Below are 6,851 nucleotides of genomic sequence, written 5' to 3'. Positions count from 1 at the left end.
AACCCCCACCCGGCCATCGCATTTTCCTCGGTTTCTGGGGGGCGCGTTGATGGTTATAAGAGACGGGCCCACCGGCGGGGGCCCCGGGGTCATGATCCATCCGGTAGCGCCGGCCGTTGGCCGGCCCTCGCGGTGCCGGATTACTTTTCGACCGCCGACTCGACCACCATATCCAACACAAAGGCCTGCGCCGGCGCATCGGCCGGCGGGTTGGCAATCGCAAACCGCTTCACCCGCAGTATATTGCGCGTACCCGGCTCGTGCGTATACCCCTCGATGCTGCCGTAGAAGTTCTCGAATGCGCCCGGCGTTCCCACCTTCAACCCCTTGTCGTCGAACTTCACTTCACGGGTCTGCAGGCACTGCATGTCGCGGATCAGCGGATGCGGGCAGGGCCTGGTCTGCGCGGCGACTTCAATGAACACGGTTTCGCCCGGGCCACCAAAGCGGGTTTCGGCCGTGGGTCGCGGTCCGAACACCAGAACGTCGCCGCTGGTGGTGTGCAGGGTCAGCTGGTCGTTGCTGCCCAGGTCAACCTTCAACGCGCCTTCCAGGCGCGAACCTACCGCCTGGTCCAGCGCCATCAGCGCCTTGTCGGTACAGGCCATCATGGTCGAGGCCAGCGGCGAAATCGTCAGCGTGCCATCGGCCAGGGTGTAGCCACCGCTCATGCGGTTGCAGGTGTTGCTGACCGCCACGCGGCCGTCCACGAAGTCCAGCGTGACCGGCTTTTCGGTCCGTGCGAACAGCGCATCGATGCGCTTGCCGCTGCTGTCGGTGGCGCTTTCCAGCACCCAGTGGTTGGCCAGCAGCTGCTGCGCGTCCAGCTGCGCTACCGCCTTCTGGTCGGCGGCGGCGGTCGGAGCGGGGGCCAGATCGTCGCGGCCCGGGCCGGCCGGGGCCTCGTTGGACGGGTTGCTGCAGGCGACCAGCAGGGCCAGCGGCAGCGTCAGCATCAGATTGCGTTTCATGAGCATCTCCTTGAAGAACGCGGAATTGAACGCGGGAGCCACCAGAAAGGGGTTACCCGCACGCCGGCCTGTTCAGCTGCCGGCCGGCAGCCACAGCAGCAGGCCCACACCCAGCGCGATGCGATAGAACGCAAACGCGGTGAACCGGTGCTGCTTGATGTAGCCCAGCAACCACTTCACTACGACGAAGCCGGTGATGATGGCGGCAACGAAGGCTACGCCGACGTCGGTCCAGTTCTCGCTGGCGAGCTTGCCGTCCTTGGCCAGTTCCAGGAACGCGTAGGCACTGGCGGCGAACATGGTGGGAATGCCGACCAGGAACACGAACTCCGTGGCCGCCGCGCGCCGGCTCAGGCCGAACAGCATCGCCACGAAGATCGCAGAAGCCGAACGCGAGGTACCTGGAAACACGCCCGCCACCACCTGCGCCAGGCCGACCAGCACCGCCACCGTCCAGGTCACCTCGGTACGGTCCGGCAGCTTGGCGGTGCGCGCTTCCACCAGCAGCATCCAGATGCCGCCGATGATCAGTGCCCAGGCGATGGGGGTGACGGTCTCCGGCAGCTCCCAGCCAGCCAGGCGCACCGGCAGGCCCACCACCGCCGTCACCAGGAACGCAGTGCCCAGCTTCAGCACGTAGTCGCGGTTGGCTTTCTCATGCAGGCCGGTGGCCAGCTGCCACAGGCGCTGGCGGAACACCAGGGTGATCGCCAGGATCGCACCGGCCTGGATCACGATGTTGAAGAAGTCCGAGCGCTCACCCAGCCAATGCTGGGCGATCAGCAGATGGCCGGTGCTGGAAATGGGGAGGAATTCGGTAAGACCTTCAAGGATGCCCAGCAACAGGGCGGAAAGCAGATCGGACATCGGGTGGCTCGGTTGGGGCTTCACACAATATAAAACATCCCATCACGCACCAAATGTGTGCACGATCCGGCCCATGCACCGCAATGGTGCGCACCGGGCAGGCGCGGCTCCTGCCTGCAGCAAGCGAAATCAACAACTTGTGAAGCCAGAAAAGTTGGCACGGGGATTGCTCTATCCAACCAGGCAATCACCCATTCGAGGTTTCACCGATGTCCGTGGAAAACGTTGAGAAGCTGATCAAGGACAACCAGATCGAGTTCATCGACCTGCGCTTTGTCGATATGCGTGGCGTCGAGCAGCACGTCACCTTCCCGGTCAGCATCGTGGAACCGTCGCTGTTTGAAGAAGGCAAGATGTTCGACGGCAGCTCGATTGCCGGCTGGAAGGGCATCAACGAATCCGACATGGTCCTGCTGCCGGACCCGGCCAGCGCCTACGTCGACCCGTTCTACGCCGACCCGACCCTGGTCATCAGCTGCGACATCCTCGACCCGGCCACCATGCAGCCGTACGGCCGCTGCCCGCGCGGCATCGCCAAGCGCGCCGAGGCCTACCTGAAGTCGTCCGGCATCGCCGAATCGGCGTTCTTCGGTCCGGAACCGGAATTCTTCATCTTCGACTCCGTGCGTTTCGCCAACGACATGGGCAACACCTTCTTCAAGGTCGACTCCGAGGAAGCCGCCTGGAACACCGGTGCCAAGTACGACGGTGCCAACAGCGGTTACCGTCCGGCCGTGAAGGGCGGTTACTTCCCGGTTCCGCCGACCGACTCGCTGCATGACCTGCGCGCTGAAATGTGCAAGACGCTGGCCCAGGTCGGCATCGAAGTGGAAGTGCAGCACCACGAAGTGGCCACCGCCGGCCAGTGCGAAATCGGCACCAAGTTCAGCACCCTGGTGCAGAAGGCCGACGAACTGCTGCGCATGAAGCACGTCATCAAGAACGTCGCCCACCGCAACGGCAAGACCGCCACCTTCATGCCCAAGCCGATCGTCGGCGACAACGGCAGCGGCATGCACGTGCACCAGTCGCTGTCCAAGGGCGGCACCAACCTGTTCTCCGGCGACGGTTACGGCGGCCTGAGCCAGCTGGCCCTGTGGTACATCGGCGGCATCTTCAAGCATGCCAAGGCCATCAATGCCTTCTCCAACTCCGGCACCAACAGCTACAAGCGCCTGGTTCCGGGCTTCGAAGCCCCGGTCATGCTGGCTTACTCGGCCCGCAACCGCTCGGCCTCGTGCCGCATTCCGTGGGTCTCCAACCCGAAGGCCCGCCGCATTGAAATGCGCTTCCCGGACCCGATCCAGTCCGGCTACCTGACCTTCACCGCGTTGATGATGGCCGGCCTGGACGGCATCAAGAACCAGATCGACCCGGGCGCACCGAGCGACAAGGACCTGTACGACCTGCCGCCGGAAGAAGAGAAGCTGATCCCGCAGGTGTGCTCCTCGCTTGACCAGGCCCTGGAAGCCCTGGACAAGGACCGCGAGTTCCTCAAGGCCGGCGGTGTCATGAGCGACGACTTCATCGACGGCTACATCGCGCTGAAGATGCAGGAAGTGACCAGGTTCCGTGCGGCGACCCACCCGCTGGAATACCAGCTGTACTACGCCAACTGAGCAACCAGGTGGCGACGACGAAGGACACCCCTCCCACCTTCGTCGTCGCCATCGCCTTGCGGCTGGGGAGCTGCACGGCAGGCAACACCGCATCACGCATCACGCACCACAGGGGCAAGAGAGACCGGACGCTGCATGGGCCTTCCTCCCTCCCGCGTCACCGCTGGCGTCGCCCGTAACGGGCGTCGGCACGGCGTGGTCCACGCATCGTTCGGCGCGACAGCCGGCGGCCATGTGCAAGTGGCCGCCGGTTGACCTGACGCCGGCCAGCTGCGGCAGGCCGGTTCCATCCACCATCGGGACATGCGCATGAAACTGATCTCCGCCATCATCCGACCGTTCAAGCTCGACGAGGTCCGCGAGGCCCTCTCCGACGCGGGCGTGTCGGGCATTACCGTGACCGAAGTGAAAGGCTTCGGCCGGCAGAAGGGTCATACCGAGTTGTACCGCGGCGCGGAGTACGTCGTGGATTTCCTGCCGAAGATCAAGATTGAAACCGTGGTCACCGACGACCGCCTGGACGCGGTCGTTGAAGCGATCCAGAACGCGGCCGGCACCGGCAAGATCGGCGACGGCAAGATCTTCGTTACGCCTGTGGAACAGGTGGTGCGCATCCGCACCGGCGAAATCGGCGCAGACGCGCTCTAACTCTCACTCGGAGTCCCCAGCATGAAGACCTCTTTGTTGACCGGGTGGCAGGCCCGGTTCCACGCCGTGTGCCTGATGATGCTGCTCAGCGCGCTCGCCGTGGGTGCATTCTCCAGCACCGCGCATGCCCAGGCCCAGGTCGCCCCGGTTGCGGAAGAAAACGTGACTGTCGAGCAGCTGCCCGACCCGGCTGCCGCCGCCGCTGTCGCTGCACCGGCCGAGGAGGCTGCCGCACCTACCTTCGACCATGGCGATGTGGCCTGGATGCTGACGTCCACGCTGCTGGTGCTGCTGATGGTGGTGCCCGGCCTGGCCTTGTTCTACGGCGGCCTGGTACGTTCCAAGAACGTGCTTTCGGTGCTCAGCCAGATCCTGGTGGTGTTCTCGCTGGTGCTGATGCTGTGGGTGGCCTACGGCTACAGCGCGGTGTTCAGCGAAGGCAACGCCTTCTTTGGTTCGTTCACCCAGTTCGCCTTCCTCAAGGGCTTCGCGCCGGACTCGGTCGGCAACACGCCGATTGCCGGACTGCCTGACTATCTGTTCGTTGCCTTCCAGTCCACCTTCGCCGGCATCACCACAGCGCTGATCGTGGGTGCCTTCGCCGAGCGCATCAAGTTCAAGGCGGTGCTGCTGTTCTCCGCACTGTGGTTCACCCTGAGCTACATTCCGATGGCCCACATCGTGTGGGGCGGTGGTTACCTCGGTGAAATGGGGGCCATCGATTTCGCGGGTGGCACCGTGGTGCACATCAACGCCGGCGTGGCCGGGCTGGTTGCCGCGTACTTCGTGGGCAAGCGCATCGGCTACGGCCAGACCGCGCTGAAGCCGCACAACGTGCCGTTCACCTACATCGGCGCGATGCTGCTGTGGGTGGGCTGGTTCGGCTTCAATGCAGGCTCGGCGGCTGCCGCCGACACCGTCGCCTCGCTGGCCTTCATCAACACCATCCTCGCCACGGCCGCTGCGGTGCTGGGCTGGACCCTCGTGGAAGCGGTCAGCAAGGGCAAGCCGTCCGCACTGGGTGCCGCCTCGGGTGCTGTAGCGGGTCTGGTCGGCATCACCCCGGCCTGCGGCACAGTCGGTCCGCTCGGCGCGATCGTCATCGGCCTGGTGGCCGGCGTGGTCTGCGTGTGGGGCGTCACCGGCCTGAAGCGCCTGCTGCGCGTGGACGACACCGCCGACGTGTTCGGCGTGCACGGCATCGGCGGCATCGTCGGTGCCATCCTCACCGGTGTGTTCAGCGCGCAGTCGCTGGGCGGCACCAAGGCCGACCTGGATATCGGTCACCAGGTGTGGGTGCAGGTGGTCAGCGTCGGCTTCACCATTCTCTGGTGCGCCGTGGTCACCGCCGCCATCCTGCTGGTGGTGAAGCTGGTGGTCGGCCTGCGCGTTACCGAGGAAGCCGAACGCACCGGCCTCGACGTCACCTCGCACGGCGAATCTGCGTATGAAGCGTGAGGCCCCATACGCTGACCGCTGACATGAAATCGCTTCGGTAGCGCCGGCCGTTGGCCGGCCCTCCGCAATGCATGACGTAGTGCCGGGCCATGCCCGGCAACCGCTGCAGACCTGAAATACAAGAAACGAGAGAGAGAAACTGTCTTGACCGGCGATTCCCAAGATCGCCGGTCTTTTTCTTTCATTCGCTCCAGACTCCGCCATGGGCCACAATCCACCCATGCGCCCATTCCACCTGCCACTCGCATTGCTCGCCACGCTGCTGCTTACCAGCTGCGCCACCACCGACCTGCGCAGCCCGCTGGCCACCTGGGTGCCATCGCCCAACCACAACGAGCGCAAGCCGGTCATCATCGTCCTGCACCACACCGACCAGGACAACGTGCAGCAGAGCCTGCATACACTGCGCACCGCCAACAGCGGCGGCAAGGTCAGCTCGCATTATCTGGTGGGTTCCGACGGCCACATCTACCAGCTCGTGGCCGACAACCGGCGTGCATGGCATGCCGGCGGCGGCCGCTGGGGCTCGCTTGCTGATCTCAACTCCACCTCCATCGGCATTGAGATCGACAACGACGGCAACAGCCCGTTTGCTCCGGAGCAGATGGCGGCATTGATCCGCCTGCTGGAGGACGTCTGCACTCGCCTGGCCATCCCACGCAGCCAGATCATCGCGCATGCGGACCTGGCTCCCACGCGCAAGCGCGATCCCAGTCGCTACTTCCCGTGGCAGCAGCTGGCCGAAGCCGGATTCGGCCTTTGGCCGCGGGCGAGCGATGGCCCGGCACCGGCCGGTTTTGATGCAGTGCTGGCGCTGCGGGCGTTTGGCTATTCGCTGGCGAATCGCGAGGCGGCCATTGGAGCGTTCCACCGGCGCTTCCGCGGGCGCGACGATCTGCCGCAGGTACTGGATGAGGAAGACGCCCGCATTCTGCATTCGCTGTTGTTGCAGATGCGCTGACTTCGTTTGGCACCCTGCCGAATCCGTGCGACCACACAAACCGTGCGACACCTCACATTTCTGGCCGCACACACCACAAAACTGGAATCCCACTGTCACATCCAGCCCATACGCTAGCGGTTTAGATCGATCTAACCCGGAGATTATGCGTATGTCGTCGTACCGCCCGTCGTCGTTCCCGTCCGCGCACACCGCGCACTCCATGTCGCGCCGCGCTGCACCGGCAACGAAGACCGGCCTGGCGATCGCGCTGCTGCTGGCGATGTCCCAGCTGCACGCCGCCCCGCTGGATGACGTCGCCGACGCCGCCGCAGCCCGTCCGGGCAC

The 6,851-nt window shown here is 64.9% G+C and carries 6 protein-coding genes; 4 read left to right on the top strand and 2 right to left on the bottom strand.

Going from position 1 to position 6,851, the window contains the following annotated elements; translation table 11 throughout:
* Positions 1–140: 140 nt before the first annotated feature.
* On the bottom strand, positions 141–971 hold the full coding sequence (locus EGJ34_RS13290; protein ID WP_125360951.1) for an META and DUF4377 domain-containing protein: 831 nt from the start codon (positions 969–971) through the stop codon (positions 141–143).
* A 72-nt stretch (positions 972–1,043) separates the two neighbouring features.
* The gene (locus EGJ34_RS13285; protein WP_125360950.1) at positions 1,044–1,838 is read right to left on the bottom strand and encodes an undecaprenyl-diphosphate phosphatase; all 795 of its coding nucleotides are present in this window, start codon (positions 1,836–1,838) and stop codon (positions 1,044–1,046) included.
* A gap of 209 nt (positions 1,839–2,047) precedes the next feature.
* Between EGJ34_RS13285 and glnA the strand changes: the two genes are divergently transcribed.
* The 4 genes from glnA (at position 2,048) to EGJ34_RS13265 (ending at position 6,524) form a co-directional block, all read left to right on the top strand.
* Positions 2,048–3,457 carry a type I glutamate--ammonia ligase gene (gene glnA / locus EGJ34_RS13280; RefSeq protein ID WP_125360949.1) on the top strand — a complete coding sequence of 470 codons (1,410 nt, stop codon included), beginning with the start codon at positions 2,048–2,050 and terminating at the stop codon, positions 3,455–3,457.
* Positions 3,458–3,766: 309 nt separating this feature from the next.
* Complete coding sequence (locus EGJ34_RS13275; RefSeq protein ID WP_185750173.1) at positions 3,767–4,105, top strand: P-II family nitrogen regulator; 339 nt, start codon at positions 3,767–3,769, stop codon at positions 4,103–4,105.
* A gap of 21 nt (positions 4,106–4,126) precedes the next feature.
* Complete coding sequence (amt, locus tag EGJ34_RS13270) at positions 4,127–5,563, top strand: ammonium transporter (protein WP_125360947.1); 1,437 nt, start codon at positions 4,127–4,129, stop codon at positions 5,561–5,563.
* Between the two features lie 220 nt (positions 5,564–5,783).
* The gene (locus tag EGJ34_RS13265; RefSeq protein ID WP_260476991.1) at positions 5,784–6,524 is read left to right on the top strand and encodes an N-acetylmuramoyl-L-alanine amidase; all 741 of its coding nucleotides are present in this window, start codon (positions 5,784–5,786) and stop codon (positions 6,522–6,524) included.
* The last annotated feature ends 327 nt before the right edge of the window (positions 6,525–6,851 follow it).

It is taken from the genome of Stenotrophomonas sp. 278, from assembly GCF_003935715.1.
Lineage (GTDB): Bacteria > Pseudomonadota > Gammaproteobacteria > Xanthomonadales > Xanthomonadaceae > Stenotrophomonas > Stenotrophomonas maltophilia_AH.
The sequence above is the reverse complement of the archived record's forward strand: the minus strand, read 5'-3'. Positions and strand labels throughout refer to the sequence as shown.

Bases quoted from the DNA above. Each gene is read 5' to 3' on its own strand.
- EGJ34_RS13265 (WP_260476991.1), top strand. From the start codon at position 5,784: ATGCGCCCATTCCACCTGCCACTCGCATTGCTCGCCACGCTGCTGCTT.
- amt (WP_125360947.1), top strand. From the start codon at position 4,127: ATGAAGACCTCTTTGTTGACCGGGTGGCAGGCCCGGTTCCACGCCGTG.
- EGJ34_RS13275 (WP_185750173.1), top strand. From the start codon at position 3,767: ATGAAACTGATCTCCGCCATCATCCGACCGTTCAAGCTCGACGAGGTC.
- EGJ34_RS13290 (WP_125360951.1), bottom strand. From the start codon at position 971: ATGAAACGCAATCTGATGCTGACGCTGCCGCTGGCCCTGCTGGTCGCC.
- EGJ34_RS13285 (WP_125360950.1), bottom strand. From the start codon at position 1,838: ATGTCCGATCTGCTTTCCGCCCTGTTGCTGGGCATCCTTGAAGGTCTT.
- glnA (WP_125360949.1), top strand. From the start codon at position 2,048: ATGTCCGTGGAAAACGTTGAGAAGCTGATCAAGGACAACCAGATCGAG.